This window comes from Mycobacterium sp. 1482292.6, assembly GCF_001672995.1.
In the GTDB taxonomy this organism is placed as follows: domain Bacteria; phylum Actinomycetota; class Actinomycetes; order Mycobacteriales; family Mycobacteriaceae; genus Mycobacterium; species Mycobacterium europaeum_A.
Genome location: NZ_LZKV01000249.1, coordinates 1 through 17480, shown reverse-complemented (window position 1 = coordinate 17480; position 17480 = coordinate 1). Strand labels below are relative to the sequence as shown.

Annotated in this window: 18 protein-coding genes, 1 tRNA gene and 1 pseudogene; 11 read left to right on the top strand and 9 right to left on the bottom strand. The window is 66.2% G+C overall.

Annotation, left to right across the window (positions count from 1 at the left end; translation table 11 throughout):
* Window positions 1–53: 53 nt before the first annotated feature.
* Window positions 54–542 carry a MarR family winged helix-turn-helix transcriptional regulator gene (locus A5624_RS25040; RefSeq protein ID WP_066872644.1) on the bottom strand — a complete coding sequence of 163 codons (489 nt, stop codon included), beginning with the start codon at window positions 540–542 and terminating at the stop codon, window positions 54–56.
* A gap of 906 nt (window positions 543–1448) precedes the next feature.
* Here A5624_RS25040 and A5624_RS29635 point away from each other — a divergent pair.
* From A5624_RS29635 to A5624_RS25025, 4 genes and pseudogenes are all read left to right on the top strand, one after another.
* Window positions 1449–1745, top strand: a pseudogene (locus A5624_RS29635) (ATP-binding cassette domain-containing protein); the annotation flags it as partial.
* 63 nt (window positions 1746–1808) lie between these two features.
* On the top strand, window positions 1809–2693 hold the full coding sequence (locus tag A5624_RS29630) for an ATP-binding cassette domain-containing protein (protein WP_369827522.1): 885 nt from the start codon (window positions 1809–1811) through the stop codon (window positions 2691–2693).
* Complete coding sequence (locus A5624_RS25030) at window positions 2690–3544, top strand: energy-coupling factor transporter transmembrane protein EcfT (protein WP_066872641.1); 855 nt, start codon at window positions 2690–2692, stop codon at window positions 3542–3544. Before A5624_RS29630 ends, A5624_RS25030 begins: the two co-directional genes overlap by 4 nt.
* 66 nt (window positions 3545–3610) lie before the next feature.
* Window positions 3611–5053 (top strand): amino acid permease, encoded by a 1443-nt coding sequence (locus A5624_RS25025; protein WP_066872638.1) that lies wholly within the window; start codon window positions 3611–3613, stop codon window positions 5051–5053.
* Between the two features lie 4 nt (window positions 5054–5057).
* Here A5624_RS25025 and A5624_RS25020 read toward each other — a convergent pair whose 3' ends face one another.
* The 3 genes from A5624_RS25020 to A5624_RS25010 are packed head-to-tail and all read right to left on the bottom strand — an operon-like array spanning window position 5058 to window position 8090.
* Complete coding sequence (locus A5624_RS25020; RefSeq protein WP_066872634.1) at window positions 5058–6398, bottom strand: extracellular solute-binding protein; 1341 nt, start codon at window positions 6396–6398, stop codon at window positions 5058–5060.
* The gene (locus A5624_RS25015) at window positions 6395–7219 is read right to left on the bottom strand and encodes a carbohydrate ABC transporter permease (protein WP_066872632.1); all 825 of its coding nucleotides are present in this window, start codon (window positions 7217–7219) and stop codon (window positions 6395–6397) included. The genes A5624_RS25020 and A5624_RS25015 overlap by 4 nt, the downstream gene beginning before the upstream one ends.
* On the bottom strand, window positions 7206–8090 hold the full coding sequence (locus tag A5624_RS25010) for a carbohydrate ABC transporter permease (protein ID WP_066872629.1): 885 nt from the start codon (window positions 8088–8090) through the stop codon (window positions 7206–7208). Before A5624_RS25010 ends, A5624_RS25015 begins: the two co-directional genes overlap by 14 nt.
* Window positions 8091–8148: 58 nt before the next feature.
* Between A5624_RS25010 and A5624_RS25005 the strand changes: the two genes are divergently transcribed.
* The 6 genes from A5624_RS25005 (at window position 8149) to A5624_RS24980 (ending at window position 13697) form a co-directional block, all read left to right on the top strand.
* Window positions 8149–9666, top strand: coding sequence for a TldD/PmbA family protein (locus tag A5624_RS25005; RefSeq protein WP_066872626.1), 1518 nt, complete (start codon window positions 8149–8151; stop codon window positions 9664–9666).
* The gene (locus tag A5624_RS25000) at window positions 9663–11036 is read left to right on the top strand and encodes a TldD/PmbA family protein (RefSeq protein ID WP_066872623.1); all 1374 of its coding nucleotides are present in this window, start codon (window positions 9663–9665) and stop codon (window positions 11034–11036) included. Before A5624_RS25005 ends, A5624_RS25000 begins: the two co-directional genes overlap by 4 nt.
* Before the next feature lie 40 nt (window positions 11037–11076).
* Entirely contained in the window at window positions 11077–11934 is an 858-nt protein-coding gene (locus tag A5624_RS24995) for a carboxymuconolactone decarboxylase family protein (protein WP_066872620.1), read from the top strand.
* A gap of 388 nt (window positions 11935–12322) precedes the next feature.
* Window positions 12323–12745 carry a hypothetical protein gene (locus tag A5624_RS24990; protein WP_066872617.1) on the top strand — a complete coding sequence of 141 codons (423 nt, stop codon included), beginning with the start codon at window positions 12323–12325 and terminating at the stop codon, window positions 12743–12745.
* A gap of 393 nt (window positions 12746–13138) precedes the next feature.
* Window positions 13139–13486: a hypothetical protein gene (locus A5624_RS24985; protein WP_066872647.1), complete on the top strand. Its 348-nt coding sequence runs from the start codon at window positions 13139–13141 to the stop codon at window positions 13484–13486.
* 137 nt (window positions 13487–13623) lie between these two features.
* Window positions 13624–13697 (top strand) — tRNA-Ile (locus A5624_RS24980).
* A gap of 195 nt (window positions 13698–13892) precedes the next feature.
* Here the strand turns inward: A5624_RS24980 and A5624_RS24975 are convergent.
* From A5624_RS24975 to A5624_RS24955, 5 genes are all read right to left on the bottom strand, one after another.
* Window positions 13893–14288, bottom strand: coding sequence for a nitroreductase family deazaflavin-dependent oxidoreductase (locus tag A5624_RS24975; protein WP_066872614.1), 396 nt, complete (start codon window positions 14286–14288; stop codon window positions 13893–13895).
* 43 nt (window positions 14289–14331) lie between these two features.
* The gene (locus A5624_RS24970) at window positions 14332–14745 is read right to left on the bottom strand and encodes a limonene-1,2-epoxide hydrolase family protein (protein ID WP_066872611.1); all 414 of its coding nucleotides are present in this window, start codon (window positions 14743–14745) and stop codon (window positions 14332–14334) included.
* Between the two features lie 77 nt (window positions 14746–14822).
* On the bottom strand, window positions 14823–15938 hold the full coding sequence (locus A5624_RS24965) for an NDMA-dependent alcohol dehydrogenase (protein ID WP_066872608.1): 1116 nt from the start codon (window positions 15936–15938) through the stop codon (window positions 14823–14825).
* Window positions 15935–16135, bottom strand: coding sequence for a ferredoxin (locus A5624_RS24960; RefSeq protein ID WP_066872605.1), 201 nt, complete (start codon window positions 16133–16135; stop codon window positions 15935–15937). The genes A5624_RS24965 and A5624_RS24960 overlap by 4 nt, the downstream gene beginning before the upstream one ends.
* Before the next feature lie 5 nt (window positions 16136–16140).
* Window positions 16141–17328: a CaiB/BaiF CoA transferase family protein gene (locus A5624_RS24955; RefSeq protein ID WP_369827521.1), complete on the bottom strand. Its 1188-nt coding sequence runs from the start codon at window positions 17326–17328 to the stop codon at window positions 16141–16143.
* Here A5624_RS24955 and A5624_RS29625 point away from each other — a divergent pair.
* The coding region (locus tag A5624_RS29625) for a CoA transferase (RefSeq protein ID WP_369827520.1) at window positions 17273–17480 on the top strand (208 nt) is incomplete at its 3' end. The two genes, A5624_RS24955 and A5624_RS29625, sit on opposite strands and share 56 nt — an antisense overlap.

The following is a 17480-nucleotide window of genomic DNA, read 5'->3' as shown; positions in this document are numbered from 1 at the left end:
CGCGCTCGCTTAAGTGTCTACCCCCGACCGAGCGCCATCCAGCGTCGCGTCGTTCACAGCGTGTTACGCCGGCCCGCCAGGGAGGTGGCCAGCGACGCGTTGTCGAGCAGCCTGCGCAACACCTCGACCGCTTGCATCAGCACCTGACGGTCCGCGGAGTCGAGCAGCGCCAATTGCGGTTCGATCGCGGCGGCGCGGTCGGCCCGGACCGCGTTGAGCGTGCGCCTGCCCTCGGCCGTGATCCGGATCCGGACCGCACGCGCATCTCCTGGGTCGACCATCCGGGTGACCAGGCCCGCCTCCTCGAGCCGGCGCACCTGCGTGGTCATCGTCGGTTGCGAGCAATGATCGACCGAGGCCAGGTCACCGATTCGGGCTTCGCCGTGAGCTTCGATGGTGGCCAGCAGCCTGGCCTGCGCTGCGGGCAGCGGCATTTGGATGCGTTGGGTGGCCAGCCGGTTGAGCCGCGCGACCACGGCGAGCAGATCGGCTCCCAGTCCCTGCGCTCCCTCGAGCTTTGCGGTATCGACGACATTGTCCATGTCTCCATGGTTGCATAGCTTTGCTAAGCGAGGCCAAAACGACGACGCGTGGCGCGCCAAACCCGTCTTCAGGGGACACTCCTGCGCCAGGCTGGCAGAATCGCCCAAGTGACCTTGCTGCGTTTTCGGCGATCTGGGGAAGGGTCCCTGCGGCCGAACGAGTTGGCACAGGCCGCGGTCATGGGGGCCCTCTGCGCGGCGATCGAGATCCTCGCCTCGGTCATCCCCTTCGCTCAGGGTCTGGGCGTGTTGGGCACGGTGCCCATGGGATTGCTGGCCTACCGCTATCGCCCCCGCGCGCTGGTCGCCGCGACGGTCGCCGGCGGGGTGATCGCCTTTCTGATCGCCGGGCTGGGCAGCCTGTTCATGCTCATCGACTGCGCCTGGGTCGGCGGATTGTGCGGAATCGTCAAGCGCAAAGGACGGGGCTTGCCGACGGTCGCGGTGTTGTCGTTGATCGCCGGAGTGATGTGGGGCGCCGGGTGGGTCGCGGTGCTGGCGGTGCTGACCCGGTTGCGGCGCTTGTTCTTCGATGTCATCACCGCCAACGCCAATGGGGTCGCGGCGTTCCTGAATTGGGTGCACCTGCATGGCGTCGGCGTCGGGCTGAAGCGATACGTCGCCGACGGCATCCAGCACTGGCCGTTGCTGATCTTCCCGTACATGGTCCTGTTGGTCGTCATCGTCTCGTTCATCAGCTGGTCGGCGCTGTCTCGCCTGTTGGAGCGGATGCGCAAGATCCCCGACGTGCACAAGCTGGACACCTCCGACGATGCGCGCACCCGGACCACGCCGGTTGGGCCGGTGCCGGTGCGGCTGGACAAGGTGCGGTTCCGCTACCCCGGCGCCGAGCGAGACGCGCTGCGTGAGGTCAGTCTCGATGTGCGGGCAGGTGAACACATCGCCGTGACCGGCGCCAACGGTTCGGGGAAGACCACCTTGATGCTGATCCTGGCCGGTCGGCCACCGACGGCTGGCACCGTCGACCGCCCCGGAACCGTGGGCCTCGGCGAGATGGGCGGCACCGCGATTGTCTTGCAGCACCCCAAAAGTCAGGTGCTGGGCACCCGGGTGGCCGACGACGTGGTGTGGGGTTTGCCGCCGGATGCCGAGATCGACGTCGACCGATTGCTGCAGGAGGTCGGCCTCGAGGGGCTTGCCGAACGCGACACCGGGAGTCTGTCCGGCGGGGAACTGCAGCGCCTCGCGCTCGCGGCCGCGCTGGCGCGCGATCCGGCGCTGCTGATCGCCGACGAGGTCACCACCATGGTCGACCAGCAGGGTCGAGATGCCTTGCTGGGTGTGCTATCCGGTCTCGCCGCACGGCACCAGACGGCGTTGGTGCACATCACCCATTACGACAACGAGGCCGCTTCCGCCGATCGCATCATCAAACTCAGCGACTCGCCGGACAACACCGTGACTGCCGAGACCCCGGCCGCGCCGGCCCCGGTCGTTGCGGTCAATCGCAGTTCCAGCACACCGGTGCTGGAACTCATCGATGTCGGCCATGAATACGCCAGTGGCACACCATGGTCCAAGGTCGCCCTACGCGATATCAGCTTCGTGGTGGAGCAGGGCGACGGTGTGCTGATCCACGGCGGCAACGGCTCGGGTAAATCGACCCTCGCGTGGATCATGGCCGGCCTGACGAACCCGACCAGCGGCGCCTGCCTGATCGATGGCGAGCCCACTCACGAGCACGTGGGTGAGGTGGCGCTGTCGTTCCAGTCCGCGCGCCTGCAGTTGATGCGCGATCACGTCGACGCCGAAGTCGCATCAGCAGCGGGCTTTTCGCACCTCGACAAGGACCGTATCGCCGAGGCGTTGATCTCGGTGGGGCTCGATCCGGCGATGGGCAAGCGACGCATCGACCAACTCAGCGGCGGCCAGATGCGCCGCGTGGTGCTGGCCGGACTGCTGGCCCGCTCGCCGCGGGCGCTGGTCCTGGACGAGCCGCTGGCAGGATTGGACGTCGGCAGCCAGCGCGGCCTGCTGCGGCTGCTGGAAAGCCTGCGCAGGGAACGAGGTCTGACGGTGGTGGTGATCTCCCACGACATCGTCGGGCTGGAGGACCTCTGCCCGCGAGCCCTGTTCCTGCGCGACGGCTCGCTGGAAACGGCGTCGACCGCGGCGGGAGGGATGCCATGACCGCGCCGGCGGATACTAAGGCGGCGCCGGAGCGCACCCGCCGCACCCACCGTCCGGTGGTGCTGCTGGTGCCGGTACCCGGGACCTCGAAGATCCACGAACTGTGGGCCGGCACCAAGCTGCTTGTGGTGCTGGCGGTTTCGATACTGCTGACCTTCTACCCCGGCTGGGCCACCGTCGGGCTGATGCTGGTCTTGCTGATCACTGCGGCCCGGCTTGCCCACATTCCCCGCGGCGCGGTGCCCTCGCCGCGGCGCTGGATATGGATTGTCCTGGCGGTGGGTGGCATCACCGCCGCGCTCGGCGCCGGTAGCCCGGTGATCGAGATAGCCGGAGTGCACATCGGGCTGGGCGGAACGCTGCATTTCGTGCGGGTCACCGCGCTGTCGATCGTGTTGATCGGGCTGGGCGCCATGCTGTCGTGGACCACCAACGTCGCCGAAATGGGGCCTGCACTGGCGACTTTGGGCAGGCCGTTGCGGTGGCTGCGGATCCCGAGTGACGAATGGGCCGTCGCCCTGGCGCTTGCGCTGCGCGCCTTCCCCATGTTGATCGAAGAATTCCAGGTGCTCTACGCCGCCCGGCGGTTGCGCCCCACGCAGGAACCGCGCAGCCGGCGCGCACGCCGGCGCCAGCAGGCCCGCGACATGATCGACCTACTCACCGCGGCCATCGTCGTGACGCTGCGGCGGGCCGACGAGATGGGCGACGCGATCACCGCCCGCGGCGGCATCGGCCAGCTGGCGGCCGCGCCGGCGCGACCGAGGCTGGCGGACTGGGTGGCGCTCGGCATCACCGCCGCCGCGGGCGCCACCGGAGTGGTCATCGACTCGATACTGCAATTCCACTGAGCAGATGAGCGGTATCCAACCGACGGGCTGCTTCATAATCAGCTGATCCGGCCACAGGAGGGGCACTTGCCAGCCACGACGATCAGCCTCAAGCAGCAGATGCTCCGGCGCCGCCCCGTCACGGGTGCACACGTCGCACCAGGGGCCGCGGACCACCTCAAGCGCGGCATCGGCACCTTCCAGCTGACCATGTTCGGGGTCGGCTCGACGATCGGCACCGGGATCTTCTTCGTCATGTCGCAGGCAGTCCCAGAGGCCGGCCCGGGGGTGATCGTCTCCTTCCTGCTCGCCGGCCTCGCCGCCGGCCTCGCCGCGGTCTGCTACGCCGAATTGGCTTCGGCGGTGCCTGTTTCGGGATCGTCGTATTCCTACGCCTACACCACGCTGGGGGAGGTCGTGGCCGTGGCCGTGGCGGCCTGCCTGCTGCTGGAATACGGCGTGGCGACCGCCGCGGTCGCAGTCAACTGGAGCGGCTACCTGAACAAGCTGCTGAGCAACGTCCTGGGATTCCAACTGCCGCAAGCCTTTTCGGCCGCGCCGTGGGATGCGCAAACCGGCTATCTGAACGTACCGGCGGTCGTGCTGATTGTCTTGTGCGCGTTGTTACTCGTCCGCGGCGCCAGCGAGTCGGCCAAGGTCAACGCGATCATGGTGATGATCAAACTCGGCGTGCTCGTCGTCTTCGGTGTTGTCGCGTTCACGGCGTTCGACGCGAGCCATCTGCGTGACTTCGCGCCTTTCGGTGTTTCCGGCATCGGCTCGGCGGCCGGCACCATCTTCTTCTCCTATATCGGCCTGGACGCGGTGTCCACCGCCGGCGACGAGGTGAAGAACCCGCAGCAGACCATGCCGCGCGCACTCATCGGCGCATTGCTGACCGTCACCGGCGTCTACGTTTTCGTTTCGCTGGCCGCGCTGGGCACCCAGCCCTGGCAGAACTTCGCCGGGCAGCAGGAAGCCGGGCTCGCGACGATTCTTGACAACGTCACCCACGGCGGCTGGGCCAGCACGATTCTGGCTGCCGGAGCGGTCATTTCGATCTTCAGCGTCACACTGGTCACCATGTACGGGCTGACCCGCATCCTGTTCGCCATGGGCCGTGACGGCTTGTTGCCCGCGCGGTTCGCGACGGTGAACGCGCGCACCATGACCCCGGTGAACAACACGGTGATCGTCGCCATCGTGGCCTCCGCCCTGGCCGCGTTCATTCCGCTGCAGAAGCTGGCCGACATGGTGTCGATCGGCACGCTCACCGCGTTCGTCGTGGTGTCCGTCGGAGTGATCGTCTTGCGGGTACGCGAGCCCGACCTGCCAAGGGGGTTCAAGGTCCCGGGTTATCCCGTCACACCGGTCCTTTCGGTGGCGGCCTGCGGGTACATCCTGGCCAGCTTGCACTGGTACACCTGGATCGCATTCACCGGCTGGGTGTTACTGGCGCTGGTCTTCTACTTCGTCTGGGGCCGCCACCACAGCGCGCTCAACGACCCCGCGTCGTCGGAAGCGATCTAGGCCCTCACTGGCGCGCGGCGGCGGTGTTGGCCGCCGCCTGAGCCCGCTGCAGCGTCGTCGCCACATCGCCGCGGCCCAAGAACATTTCGGCGAAGTACGGCTGCAGCGCGTCGTTGCCGGCGGCAAAGCCCGCACCGCCGGGGGCCGCGATGCGCGGACCGTTCAGCACGGCGAAGAACGGCGTGACGTCCACACCCCTGGCGGCCCAGTACCGGAAGTAGACCGGTTGCGCCGAGGACACCGCGGGGATGGCCGCACCGTAGCGGCCCAGAAATTCGTTGCCCTGCCTGCTGCCCATCCAGGCCAGCACCTGGCGCACCGCGTCGGGATGCTTCGTTGCCGCATTGCCCGCCGCGGCAATGCCGTTGGTGACGCTGACCCGGCCCACCGGGCCGGCGGGCATCATCGCCACCCCCCAGTGGAACCGTGCATCGCGGGCCACCGGCGCCAGGTTGTAGGTGCCGGACTGGAACAGCGCCATCCTGCCGGCCAGGAACTGGTTGCGGGAGAAGTCGCCGTTGTCGTTGGTGTCGGCGGCGGGCGGCGCGACGTGGTCGCGGTTGATCAGGTCGACCAGATAACGGAAGGCCGCCACGGCGGCGGGGTTGGCGAACGCGAACGTGTCGCCGCGTTGGAAGACGCCGCCGGCCGAGCCGATGTAGTTCAGGTAGATGCCCTGCGGGTCGTTGGCCGCGTTGTATGCCCATTGCCGCACCCGTCCCGCATCGAATCGTGGTGTGTCGCCGCGGTTTCCGTCGGCGTCGACGGTGAGCCTGCCCAGCAGGGGGCGCAAAGTGTCGTTCCCGTCGGGACCCCACCGCAGGGCGTTCAGGGCGGCGGGATCGACGCCGGCCGCGGCGAGCAGGTCGGCGTTGTAATACAACGCGATTCCCGCATCGGTCAGCTGCGGCACTCCCCACAACGTGCCGTTGCGGGTGAACTGCTCGACGACCGGACGCTCCCAATCCGAGGCGGCCTGCGGCCCGAGCGCTTCGCCGATGTTCAGCAGGCGGCCGCTGTCGGCGTACGCCGCCAGGTAGGCGTTGGACAGCCAGAAGATGTCGTCGGCGCTGCCGCCGGCCACGTCGGTGCGCAGGGTGTTGAAGTAGGTGGAATAGGCCACCAGGTTGAGGTGCACGTCGATGTCGGGGTGGGTGCGGGTGAAGGCCTGGAACGATTCTCGGTAGGCCGCGCCGATCTGGTCGCCCCAGATCCGCACCGTGACGACCGTCTTGCCGCCGTGGGGTTGGCCGGCGTAATCCAGCAACGCCGCCGCCGCGGCCAGCAGCACCGCGACGAGCGCGACCGCGGCCGCGGCCAGGGTGGAAAAGCGGGGCCGGGTCACTTCAGTCCCGAGACGACGATCGAGGCGACGATGTGGCGCTGGAACACGACGAACAGGGCGATGAGCGGGGCGATCGCGAGCGTGGTCGCCGCCATCACCAGCGTCCACTGGGAGTTGAACCGCGATTGCAGATCGGCCGTCGCGACGGTGAGCACCCGCCACTTGTGCCCGCTGGTGATCACCAACGGCCACATGAAGTTATTCCACTGCGAGACCACCGTGATCAACGCCAGCGCCGCCAGGACCGGGCGACTCGACGGGATCACCACATGCACGATCACGTCCAACGTGTTGGCCCCGTCCAGCCGGGCCGCGTTGATCAAGTCGTTCGGGATGATCCGAAAGTGCTCGCGCAGCAAGAAGATCGCGTACGGCGAGCCGAACATGAAGGGCAACACCAACGCCCAGAACGTGTTGCGCAGGCCGAGCTGGGCCATCATGAGATACATCGGCACCACCGTGACCGTCGCGGGCACCATCAACGTCGCGATGTACACCCAGAACAGCGCGTCACGCCCGGGGAACTGCAACCGGGCGAAGGCGTATGCCGCGAGCACGGAGAAGGTCAACTGGCCCACCAGGATTACCGCCGTCATCAACGCGGTCACCGCGGCCGCCCGGCCGAACCCGGCTCCGGCCAGGTCGGCGAAATTGGCCAGCGTGGGTGGTCGCGGCAGCTGCAACGGCGTGCCGGTGACGAATTGATGCGCGGAGGTGAACGACGTCATCAGTCCAAGGGCGAACGGCGCCAGCGTGATGAACGCACCCAGCGAAAGCCCGGCGTAGATCACCACATTCGTGGGTCGACTAGGTGAGGTCATAGCTGATCCGTCGCCGAAAATACAGATGCTGGACCAGGGTGACGCCGATCAGGATCACGAACAGCACCACGGCCATCACCGACGCCCGGCCGATGGCCGCCGAGCCGAACGCCTCGGCGTAGATGCGATGGGCCACCAGGTCGGTGCTGCCGGCCGGTCCGCCGCCGGTCAGTGCGTACACCATGTCGAAAACCTGTGCGGCGCTGACGATCCCGGTCACCAGTACAAAGAAGGTCGTGGGGCGCAGCATGGGCATGGTGATGCGCCAGAACCGCTGCCACGCGGTGGCGCCGTCGGTGCGGGCGGCGGCGTGGATCTCGTCGGGGATGGCCAGCAGTCCTGCCAGGAACGACAACGAAACGTAGCCGACGTTGGTCCACACCACCACGGCCGACACCAGCGGCAGCGCGAAGCTGGGATCCGACAACCATTCGATGCTGTGGCCCAGCACCGTGCTCACGGCGCCGTCGGTGGGGGCCAAAATCCACCGCCACAGCACCGCGATGGCCAGCGGAGCGCAAATCCACGGCAGCACATACAGGGTGCGAAACAGCCCGGTGCCGGGGAGCTGGCGGGCCAGCATGGTGGCGGCCAGCAGTCCCAGCGCGGTCTGCGCCGGCACCACGATGGCCACGAAGACGATCGTGACGATCAGGGAGTTGCCGAAGCCCGCGTCGGTCAGTACCGACCGCCAATTGGACAGGCCGACGAAGTGCAGCGGGCCCAGCAGATCCCATCGGCACAGGCTCAGCCAGAGCACCACCAGGATGGGCAGCAGCAGAAAGGCGAGCACGCCGAACAGACTGGGCGCCAGCAACGCGTAGCCCAGGGCGGTGGATCGAGGGACAATCCCGCGTACCGCATGGGCCATGGGCTAATTAAAGCGGGCGCCGCCGCGGTTTGGGGTGAGCGGCCGTTACGGTGGAGCCGTGACACCGAACCGGGGGATCGATGCCGACTTCCTGGACCTGCCGCGCCACGATCTGGCCGAAGCCGCGCTCTCGGCGGCCAAAGCGGCCGGGGCCACGCACGCCGACCTGCGGGTTCACCGCATCATCACCGAGATCATCCAGCTGCGCGACGGCGAGCTGGAGACCGCGGTGATCAACCGTGAGGTCGGCCTGGCGGTGCGGGTGATCGTCGACGGCACCTGGGGATTCGCCTCGCACGCGGAGCTGGTGCCGGCGGTGGCCGCCGAGACCGCCCGGCGCGCGGTGCATGTGGCCACCACGCTGGCGACGCTGAGCAGCGAGCGCGTCGAGCTGGCGCCCGAACCGGTCTACGCGGACGCGGCCTGGGTGTCGAACTACCGGATCGACCCGTTCGACATCTCGACCACCGACAAGATCGCCGTGCTGGAGGACTACTCCGGGCGGCTGCTGAGCGCCGACGGCATCAATCACGTGTCGGCGCTGCTGACGGCCGTCAAGGAGCAGACCTTCTACGCCGACACCTTCGGCTCCTCGATCACCCAGCAGCGGGTGCGGGTGCTGCCCTCACTGGAGGCGGTGACCGTCGACCCCGCAGCCGGCAGCTTCGATTCCATGCGCACGCTGGCCCCGCCGATGGGGCGGGGCTGGGAGGTCCTGGCCGGCGACGAGGTGTGGAATTGGACCGACGAGCTGGCGCAGCTGCCGTCGTTGCTGGCCGAAAAGATCAAGGCGCCCAGCGTTGTTCCCGGGCCAAAGGACCTGGTGATCGATTCGAGCAACCTGTGGCTGACGATTCACGAATCCATCGGGCACGCAACCGAATACGATCGCGCTATTGGCTACGAGGCCGCCTACGCTGGGACGTCGTTCGCCACGCCGGACAAGCTGGGCACCATGCGGTACGGCTCGCCGGTGATGAACGTGACAGCCGACCGCACCCTCGAATTCGGCTTGGCCACCATCGGTTACGACGACGAAGGGGTGGCCGCGCAGAGCTGGGACCTGGTGCGCGACGGCATCTTCACCGGCTACCAGCTCGACCGGGTCTTCGCGCGGCGACTGGGCCAGCCGCGGTCCAACGGGTGCTCGTATGCCGATTCGCCGCATCACGTACCGATCCAGCGCATGGCCAACGTCTCCTTGCAGCCGGCGCCAGAGGACATCAGCACCGACGACTTGATCGGCCGGGTCGAGGACGGCATCTACATCGTCGGCGACAAATCGTGGTCAATCGACATGCAGCGGTACAACTTCCAGTTCACCGGCCAGCGGTTCTTCCAGATTCGTGACGGCCGCCTCGACGGCCAGCTACGCGACGTCGCCTACCAGGCCACCACGACCGACTTCTGGAATTCGATGGAAGCCGTGGGCGGCGCGTCGACGTGGCGGCTGGGCGGGGCGTTCAACTGCGGCAAGGCCCAGCCTGGGCAGATCGCGGCGGTCAGCCACGGCTGCCCGTCGGCGTTGTTCCGTGGGGTCAACGTGCTCAACACCCGGACCGAGGGCGGCCGATGATCACCCCGCAGCACGTCGTCAACATCGTGCTGGACGAGGCGGCCAAGCTCGGCCGCGCCGACGAGACCATGGTGCTGGTCACCGACAAGGTCGAGGCGACCCTGCGCTGGGCGGGCAATTCGATGACCACCAACGGAGTTTCGGTGAGCCGCAGCGTGACCGTGATTTCCGTGGTGCGTCGCGGGTCGATCGCGCGCATCGGCACGGTGGTGTCCGCCGAGGCCGATCCGCGGGTGCTGCCCGGGCTGGTGGCGGCGTCGCAGGAGGCGGCCGGGGCGGCCCCGGAGGCCGGCGATGCGGCGCCGCTGCTCGCCGACAGCGGGGTGCCCGTCGATTGGGACGCGCCGGTGCCCGGCACCGGCCCCCTGATTTTCTCCGACGTCGCCGACTCGCTGAGCCGTGGCTTCCGCGGCGAGGATCGGCTGTACGGCTTTGCCCACCACAGTGTTTCGACGACGTTCCTGGCATCATCGACCGGCTTGCGCCGGCGGTTCACCCAACCCACCGGTGCGGTGGAGATCAACGCCAAACGCGGCGACGCCAGCGCCTGGGCGGGCGTCGGCACACCCGACTTCGTCGATGTGCCAACCGATTCGCTGCTCGAACAGCTGTCGACGCGGCTGGGCTGGGCGCAGCGCAGCGTCGAACTGCCGGCCGGGCGCTACGAGACGATCATGCCGCCGTCCACGGTGGCCGACATGATGATCTACATGGCGTGGTCGATGGCCGGCCGCGGCGCCCAGGAGGGCCGGACCGCGTTTTCGGCGCCCGGCGGCGGAACCCGGGTGGGGGAGCGGCTCACCGACCTGCCGCTGACGCTGTTCTCCGATCCGATGGCGCCCGGCCTGGCCTGCACGCCGTTCGTCGCGGTGAGCAGTTCCTCGGAGACGGTGTCGGCGTTTGACAACGGCATGGCGATCACCCAGGTGGACTGGATCCGCGAGGGGGTGATCAACGCGTTGGCCTATCCGCGGGCCACGGCCGCCAAATACGACGTCGACGTCGCGGTGGCCGCCGACAACCTGGTGATGACCGGCGGCACGGCCAGTCGGGACGACATGATCGCGGCCACCGAGCGGGGCCTGCTGCTGACGACGCTGTGGTACATCCGCGTCGTCGACCCCACCACCTTGTTGTTCACCGGCCTGACCCGCGACGGTGTCTATCTCATCGAGGACGGCCAGGTCACCGCTGCGGTCAACAACTTCCGGTTCAACGAGAGTCCGTTGGACCTACTGCGGCGGGCCACCGAGGCCGGCGTCAGCGAAAAGACGCTGCCGCGTGAATGGGGCGACTGGGCCACCCGCGCCGCCATGCCGTCGCTGCGGATACCGGACTTCCACATGTCCTCGGTGAGCCAGGCCCGGTAATCCATTGCCGCCGGGCAGCACGCGTTCTAGCGTGTGACGAATGGCGACCCCGGTTTCGGTTCGAGAAGACCAGCTCACCCGGCTGGTCGCGTTGGCTCCGGGTGACGGCCGCCTCGCGGCGTTAGTCCGCCGGGTGTGCGCGCAGACGATGTTGCTGCCACCGTTGCCCGCCAGCGTCGAAGTGGGCGAGCCGGAATCGGCGGCGGAGGCCGCCGTCGCCGAATTCGCCGAACAATTCAGCGCCGACGTCTCGTCGATCACCGCCGCGCAGCGATCACGGTTGTGGAAGCAACTCGGAGAGGCCACCTTTGGTGTCGTCGTGCAGATGTACATCGCCGACTTCATCCCCAGGGTGCGCGCCGGGCTGGAGGCGCTCGGGGTCGGTGCGCCATATCTGGGCTGGGTGGACGGCCCGATCAGCTGGGATCACACGACCGATCCGGCGGATCTCGTGTTCAATGACTTTTTAATCGCGGTGGCGCGAATGCGTGCGCTCGACCCGGTCACCTCCGAATTGGTCCGGTTGCGCGGGGCGGCCCAGCACAATTGCCGGTTATGCAACTCGCTTCGCGAGGGCGGCGCGCTCGATGCCGGCGGTTCGGAGACCTTGTATGAGGAGATCGAGCACTACGAATCGTCGAGTTTGCTCGACGACCGCGCTAAAGCAGCGCTGCGGTACGCCGATAGGTTAATTTGGACCCCTGCGCACCTCGTCGCCGACGATGTCGTCGAGGTGCGCTCACGGTTCTCCGAGGTGGAGGCCGTCGAGCTCACCTTCGACATCATGCGCAATGCCAGCAACAAGGTGGCCGTGTCATTGGGCGCAGACGCTCCCCGGGTCGAAAACGGGACCGAGCGGTACTTGCTCGACGCGGACGGCCAGACGGTATTTAGCTGATATCTGTCGGCGCCAGCCGAGCCGCTAGGGCCTTAGCTGTCGGCCCGGCGACGTCGTCCGCTGGCGTGTGAGGGACGACGTGGTCGAGCGGTCGGTGGTCCGCCTGCCCGGTGCCAAGAGCACGAAATGTTAACCATTCGTACACGGACGCGCAAGCGTACGTTTCCGCTGTGTGCGGGGCTCATTCGCTAACTTAAGCGCGGTCACTGAGACTTATGTGAACAAATATGTGACGGTGACGAGATGGCAGCGTGGCCCGAGCCGGATGGCCATGGATCGTGCGTCAGTGGCCCGCGGTCCGGGTGGCTTTCCGTGTCAGTTGTTTTGCAGGATTTCTAGCTTGGCCGCGTCGGAACGACTGCGTTCCCGCGCAGAGGGAGGTTCGGAAATGACAACCACCGGTACGCGCTCGCGAGTTCGAGTGTCATCGGTCTGGGCTGCCGGCGTAGCGCTGGGCGCTTCGATGCTCGGTAGCGCCGTCCTGTCAGCTCCGCAAGCGTCGGCTACCTGTAATCTGACTCCGGCCGACGACCAGTACATCAACCTGCTCGCGCAGAACAAGATGGTGCACAACGCCGATTACAGCGATTGCCACGAGGCCGCCGAGGGCCGTTGGTTCGCCGACCAGGTTCGGTCCAACCCCAATCCGTTCGGTGAGGGCCAAGAGTTGGTCAACATGATCACCAGTACCACGCCGTTGACTCAGGCCCAGGCCGAGTGGGAGGTCGAGTCGGCCATCTACGTCTACGCGCCGGACCTGATCCCGAAGATCAAAGACCAAGCCGCGAAGGCGAACTGGCCGACCGCTTAGCGAGAGCTATTGCTGCGCAATCCCTTCTGAGTTTCAACCCCAAGCGGTCGTGAGGGCTTAGCCCTCCGGCCGCTTTCGGTTTAGTCGACTAACTCGACGGCGCCGTTGACGGTGAGCCCCGGCAACACCTGCAAGGGGTTGCTGGCCTTGGGTTCGCCGCGTTACTTGTTTGGACCCGAATAGTTTCTCGCACAGTAATTTTAGCTAGGCGCTGTTCACGAGCTGTTCGCAGAGATCGTCGTTTGTCGCGCTGTTTACCGGTGGTACCCAATCGTTGCCGCGAAAGAAAAGCTAGCAATTCCGTGATAAGGGGGTTCGACAGAAGTGGCAACGACACGATCGCGCGTGCAGGTGCTGGCGGCGGGGGCTGCCGGCATTGCGCTGGGAGCCGCGATGTTCGGTGGTGCTGTGGTGTCAGCGCCGCGGGCTGCGGCGGCCTGCAATTTGACTCCCGCCGACGACCAGTACGTCAAACTGCTGGCGCAGAACAAGATGGTGCACAACGCCGACTACAGCGATTGCCATGAGGCCGCCGAGGGCCGTTGGTTCGCCGATCAGGTTCGCGCCAACCCCAACCCGTACGGCGAGGGCCAGGAACTGATCAACATGATCACCCGGACGACGCCGATGAGTCAGGCCCAGGCCGAATGGGAAGTGGAGTCGGCGATCTTCGTCTACGCGCCTGAGCTGATTCCCAAAATCAAGGCTCAAGCCGGGCAGCAAGGGCCTGGGCCCGCTTAATCTCGGGGACATAAAGGTGCCGTGCCGGTGGGCGTTCCCCCAACGGGGCGCCCACCGAGCGCGTCGGCTAAGCGCCGGCTGCCCGACGAACGCCGGCTTCGGTCTTCAGCTACGGTTTCCTACGGAACTATCCCGTCGGGGCGGTAGCTCAGTTGGTTAGAGCCGCGGACTCATAATCCGTTGGTCGCGGGTTCGAGCCCCGCCCGCCCCACTTACCACCTGTATGACGTCGGGTGATGCGACATTTTGCCTTCGGGTGATGCCTGACAGTGTTTCGGCTGATGCTTGACAGTTGTTTCGGTTGATCCTCAACGCTCCCCGCGAGCCTTTTGGAGCTGCGGCGTTCGCGTCGGTATTGGGGCACCGCACCGGCCGGTGTCTGGACTGGGTAGTTGTGATCCCGAAGTCAGTGCGTGGAATCGGCCTTGGTCAACACCATCGCCGCTTGGTTGTACGGAAACAGGCGGTAGAACATCCCTGATGGCCCCGAAACGATCGCTGCGCCCTCCGCCTTACTCACAAGACGAGGATTGACCAGGGCGATACTACTGCCGCGCCTGCGCAATACCGCCTGTCCGCCGGCCAGAACATTCTTCACCCAGTCCGAATGCAGCCCGTACCCGATGAGGACGACGAAGCCGTCGGGTGTGGGAAATACCAACAGCGGCGTTCGATAACGCGTGCCTGATTTGCGTCCGACATGTTCGAGTGTGCATAGGCCTGGAAGCCACGGCGCGATCGACCGAGCCGCTGGATTGGTGACTCGACGATTGAATTTGGCGACGGCCCTTGGTACCCGCATGGCTCCTCATCCTCAGTTAAGTTCGAATCATCGATGCGCCAACTCATGCGGTCGCGGGCACCAGGGCGCTGATGTCCTCGCCTTGAAGCAGCTTGATCGTCAGATTCAGGTCGAAGTAGTCGGTCCAGCGTGTGATTTTCCCGTCGCCATCGACGACGAAGGTCCCCATTACGGGGATGGCCGGCTTGCGTCCATCGGGAGTCTGGATGTAATCCAGCCGTTCGGTGAGCACCACGGAACCCTCGCTGGCGAGGTTCACGATCTCGAAGGCGTAGGCGTCCGGGAACATAGCGAACTGGGCCGCCAGGTTCTCCACGATGGCGTCCGGTCCGGTGAAGGCAGGCATTCCCACGTTCTGATAGACGGCCCCTTCGGCGAGGAGGGGACGTAACGCTTCGGCGTCTCGCGTCTCCATCAAAGCGCAAAAGTGGCGGACGACATCGGCTGGCGAAGACATGAAATGAATCCTTTCGCTGCGAGTAGGTGAATCAACTGCGCGGACTGGAAGACGATGCGGATCTGCCTTTCGACACATCAGTGCTCGTGGATGATCACCCCGCGAATGTTGCGGCCGGCGAGCATGTCGTCGTAGGCCTCGTTGATGTCGTCGAGCTTGTACTCGGTGGTGACGGCTTCGTCGAGCAATAGCTTGCCGCTTCGATAGAGGCTGACCAGTCGAGGGATGTCGGCCCGCGGGTTGGCTTCGCCGTACAGGCTGCCCAGCAGGCGCTTCTGGAACAGCGTGAACAACGTCAGCGGCAGCGTCGGCGTCACGTCGGACATCGATGCCAGGGCGGTCGCCACCACGGCACCGCCCTTCCGCACCGCGTTGAGCGCGTCGTTGATCATCGCGCCTTCGAGCACACCTGGCGTGAGGATGGCCGAGTCGGCCATGACCCCGCGCGTGAGCTCACCAACTAACTGGGTTGCTTCCTGCATCGAGGCGGCAAAGTGCGTGGCCCCGAACTCAAAAGCCTTGTCGCGCTTGCCCGGCTCGATATCGACCACCACGATCTGCTCCGCGCCGGCCAGCCGCGCGCCCTGAATGGCACCGCTGCCGATCCCCCCGCAGCCGACCACGAGAACCACGTCGCCGGGACTGACGTTGGCGGTATTCACGGCCGAACCCCAGCCGGTGGTGATGCCGCAACCGAGAAGACATGCGCGCGACAGCGGCACATCGTCGTCGATCTTGACGACGGAAGCCTCCGACAACACACCCCACTGCGCGAAACTGCCGACGCCCGAGAGCGCTCCGATGCCCCGTCCTCTGGCTCGGCGCCGGAAGGTGCCGTCGGCCTGGACCCCCGCCAGGATGATCGCCCCGTAATCACAGAGGTTCTGACGGCCCGTGGCGCACCAGCGGCAGCGGCCGCACGCCGGCAGGAACGACGTGACCACGTGGTCTCCCACCGCCAGATCGCGGACTCCCGGACCAACCTCGTGAACGACGCCCGCCCCTTCGTGCCCACCTATCAAGGGGAAACTCACCCCGAACATGTCGCCGGTGCGGATGTGGTGGTCGGAGTGGCATAGACCGGTGGCTTCGAACTCGACGAGTAGCTCGCCTTCCTGTGGCGGATCGAGTTCGATCTCTTCCACCGACCACCTCTCGTTCAGCCCCCACAGAACTGCTCCCTTGGTCTTCATGGCGACTCCTCGAGGATATGTATGGCACGCTCCGGGCAGTTCGCGATTGCGTTGTGCGCCCGGTCTTCCCACCCGGACGGGATATCTTCCACAATCACGAAGGCGGTCCCTTCGTCGTCGATGTCGAACAATTCGGGATACGCCGCGTAACAACGGCTGTGACCTTGGCACGTTTCCCTGTCGACATGAAGTTTCACGTTGTCTAGTCCAATCCGCCTGGCCTGGTCCCGATGACTCCTTTTTCTGTCAGCGCTGCAATCGATGCGGCGTCGAGGCCCAGTAGGTCGCCGAGGATGCTCGCGTTGTGCTGCCCTAAGGTCGGCGCTGCCGACCGATACCATGTCTCAACGCTGCGGTACCTGAAGGGAATCGCCGGCACGTGATGCCGTCCCACGACGGGATGGTCGAGGCTTTCGAAGAAGCCCCGTGCTGCCAGCTGAGGGTGCATCGAACCGACCCTGGCGTCTGCCAAATCCGCAGCCGGAACACCACGTTCAACGAGTAACTGTGCGGCGGCCGTGGAATCGTATTGGGCAGCCCATTGCTCGAGGTGCTTATCGATCAGATCATGTGCCCGCACGCGCCCGTCATGAGTGTCCAACGCGGGGTCGTTTGCCCAGTCCGGTTCGCGCAGAGCCGACTTGAGTAGGCGCCACTGCTCGTCCGTGGCAACCGAGATCGCCAGCCACCGTTCGGTTCCCGCGCATGGATAGAGCCCTTGTGGGGCGGCGTCACGGCTGCGGTTTCCCAATCGCGATATCAGGTTCCCGTAGGCGGTGAATTCGACAACCTGCTCGGCGGCGGCGTTGAGCGCGGATTCAACCATCGATACTTCGATTAGCGACCCTTGGCCGGTTTCGTCGCGTCGCCGGAGTCCTGCCAGCATGGCGAATGCGGAGTGCATTCCCGCCAGTGGGTCACACGGGCCTCGGGGGATTCGCGGCTGGTCGTACTCGTGACCGGTCACCCACGCCATTCCGGTCATCTGCTCCATGGTTTGCGCGAAACCCACGTTGTTGCGCCACGGTCCGTCGAGCCCGAAGGCAGGCATGCGGACCATCACGATCCGGGGGTTGTGCTCACTGACGGCCTCCCACGTGATGGCGAAATTGTCGAAGACGCGGGGCGAGAAGTTCTCGACCAGAATGTCCGAGCATTGGACAAGGCCGAAAAGCAGCCCCCGGCCTTCGGGGGAAGACAGGTCGAGGGTCAGCCCTCGCTTGTTGGCGTTGGTCGCCAAGTACATCCCCGACCGCTCCCACCACTGAGGTTGGGCGGCGAACGCCGCGGCCGCCATCCGTGCGCCGTCAGGGTGGTCTGTCGACTCCAGGTGAATGACCTCAGCGCCCAGCGCGGCGAGAATGTGGGTGGAGGAGGGACCCGCCCACAACAGGATTACGACCGGAGCCGAAGGTGCACCGCGACTTCCTCTGGAGGGCATACGAATTCTCGACGCGACAGCGTGGTGGGCGGGTCCCTCCTCCACCCACATTCTCGCCGCGCTGGGCGCTGAGGTCATTCACCTGGAGTCGACAGACCACC

What these genes read in the sequence shown, in the direction of transcription:
- A5624_RS25015 (WP_066872632.1), bottom strand. Translation starts at nt 7,219, where the DNA reads ATGACCTCACCTAGTCGACCCACGAATGTGGTGATCTACGCCGGGCTT.
- A5624_RS25030 (WP_066872641.1), top strand. Translation starts at nt 2,690, where the DNA reads ATGACCGCGCCGGCGGATACTAAGGCGGCGCCGGAGCGCACCCGCCGC.
- A5624_RS29630 (WP_369827522.1), top strand. Translation starts at nt 1,809, where the DNA reads ATGGTCGACCAGCAGGGTCGAGATGCCTTGCTGGGTGTGCTATCCGGT.
- A5624_RS25040 (WP_066872644.1), bottom strand. Translation starts at nt 542, where the DNA reads ATGGACAATGTCGTCGATACCGCAAAGCTCGAGGGAGCGCAGGGACTG.
- A5624_RS25010 (WP_066872629.1), bottom strand. Translation starts at nt 8,090, where the DNA reads ATGGCCCATGCGGTACGCGGGATTGTCCCTCGATCCACCGCCCTGGGC.
- A5624_RS24970 (WP_066872611.1), bottom strand. Translation starts at nt 14,745, where the DNA reads ATGTCTTCGCCAGCCGATGTCGTCCGCCACTTTTGCGCTTTGATGGAG.
- A5624_RS25000 (WP_066872623.1), top strand. Translation starts at nt 9,663, where the DNA reads ATGATCACCCCGCAGCACGTCGTCAACATCGTGCTGGACGAGGCGGCC.
- A5624_RS24975 (WP_066872614.1), bottom strand. Translation starts at nt 14,288, where the DNA reads ATGCGGGTACCAAGGGCCGTCGCCAAATTCAATCGTCGAGTCACCAAT.
- A5624_RS24995 (WP_066872620.1), top strand. Translation starts at nt 11,077, where the DNA reads ATGGCGACCCCGGTTTCGGTTCGAGAAGACCAGCTCACCCGGCTGGTC.
- A5624_RS24965 (WP_066872608.1), bottom strand. Translation starts at nt 15,938, where the DNA reads ATGAAGACCAAGGGAGCAGTTCTGTGGGGGCTGAACGAGAGGTGGTCG.
- A5624_RS24985 (WP_066872647.1), top strand. Translation starts at nt 13,139, where the DNA reads ATGTTCGGTGGTGCTGTGGTGTCAGCGCCGCGGGCTGCGGCGGCCTGC.
- A5624_RS24990 (WP_066872617.1), top strand. Translation starts at nt 12,323, where the DNA reads ATGACAACCACCGGTACGCGCTCGCGAGTTCGAGTGTCATCGGTCTGG.